This is a genomic window from Streptomyces canus 299MFChir4.1 (assembly GCF_000383615.1).
Lineage (GTDB): Bacteria > Actinomycetota > Actinomycetes > Streptomycetales > Streptomycetaceae > Streptomyces > Streptomyces canus_C.
The window spans coordinates 1-1736 of the sequence record NZ_KB911690.1 but is presented as its reverse complement, the minus strand read 5'-3'; the positions used below and the strand labels follow the sequence as shown (position 1 = coordinate 1736).

Sequence of the window (1736 nt, the reverse complement as noted above, 5' to 3'; positions counted from 1 at the left end):
GGGGCTTGTATTTCAATTAGTGCTCGTTCGGGTGGAGTTGGTGGGACGGTGGACCATGACAGTGCGTCCGCCCGTCTCCGCCTTACGGGCCAAGTTCGATCGGATCCTGCCGCATCTCGACGAGCGCCGCCGTCGTCTCTACCTGGCGAGCGAGGCCGTGGCCATCGGCCATGGCGGGATCACTCTGGTTGCTGCCGCTTCCGGGGCCAGTTCCGCGACCGTCGCGCGTGGCGTCACCGAGCTGGCCGGGGACCCGGTACCGACGCGGCGGGCCCGGGCTGCAGGAGCTGGCCGCAAGCCGTTGACGGTCACCGACCCCGGCCTGCTGGCGGCTCTGGAGGCGCTGATCGAGCCGCACACCCGGGGAGATCCCGTCTCCCCGTTGCGATGGACCACTTTGTCCCTGAGGGCCCTGGCCGCGGCTCTGACGTCGCAGGGCCATCCGGTCAGTGCCGCAACCGTCGGGCGCCTGCTGCACGGCCTGGGCTATAGCCTGCAGGGCACCGTCAAGACCACCGAGGGCGCCAGCCATCCGGACCGCGACGCCCAGTTCACCCACCTGAACGCCACGGCCACCGCCTACCTCGATGACGGCCAGCCGGTGATCAGCGTCGACACCAAGGCCAAGGAATGGCTCGGCAACCGAGACCGGCCCGGTCGCACCTGGCGGCCGGTCAAGGACCCGGTCAAAGTCGACTGCCACACCTTCACCACCAGCGACCAGCCCGTCGCCATCCCGTATGGGATCTACGACATCGCCACCAACACCGGCTGGGTCAACGTCGGGACCGACCACGACACGTCCGAGTTCGCGGTGGAGTCCATACGCCGCTGGTGGCAGCGCCGCGGACAGGTGCACCACCCGGGCGCAACCCGGTTGCTGATCACCGCCGACGCCGGCGGCTCGAACGATCCCCGCCGCTGGACCTGGAAGAAACACCTGGCCGCCTTCGCCCTGGAGAGCGGCTTGGAGATCACGGTCTGCCACTTTCCGCCGGGCACGTCGAAATGGAACAAAATAGAACACCGAATGTTCTGCCACATCACCGCGAACTGGCGCGGGCGGCCACTGACCAGCTACCAGGTCGTCATCGAAACCATCGCCGCGACGACCACACACACCGGCCTGACCATCGGCGCCGAGCTGGACACCGGCAGCTACCGCCTGGGCACCACGGTGACCGCCGCCGAGTTCCAGGCCCTGCCAATCACGCCCGACGCGTTCCACGGCGACTGGAACTACACCCTGGCGCCAGTTCCTCCCCGAACGCCACAGACGCCGGCGACCGCCCGGCGGATCGCCCCTGACCTGACCACGATGCTCAGCAATCCGGCCCTGACCGGCATGCCGCGGTCCGACTTCGAACGCCTGGTGGCAGTCTCGGAGCCGTACTGGGACGCCCTGGCCGAAGCGGCCTTCCAACGACGCTTCCACCGTCCGCGCAGTTACCTCCACCCGCAGACCAGCAGCCTGGATCACTACCACCGCCTCCTGTCAGCGGTCTTACGCCGACGCAGGGCGATCACCAGCACCCTTCTGGCCCAGCTGCTGGGCGTTACCCGCACCAACCTCTCCAACCAGTTCCAAGACGGGCACCGGCTCCTGGACCTGCATCGCATCGCCGTTACACCGCTGCCTGGGTCGCCCGCCCGGACCCTCGAACAGCTTCGAGTTCGCCTGCCTGACGAGGACCATCCGGAAGATCAACCCTGACAGTTATTCAGAATCAAGCCCC

1 pseudogene is annotated in these 1736 nt (G+C 67.8%); it reads left to right on the top strand.

Features of this window, described 5'->3' with window-relative positions:
- The first annotated feature begins 55 nt into the window (after positions 1-55).
- A pseudogene (locus tag H293_RS52465) lies at positions 56-1686 on the top strand (ISAzo13 family transposase).
- Positions 1687-1736: the final 50 nt, after the last annotated feature.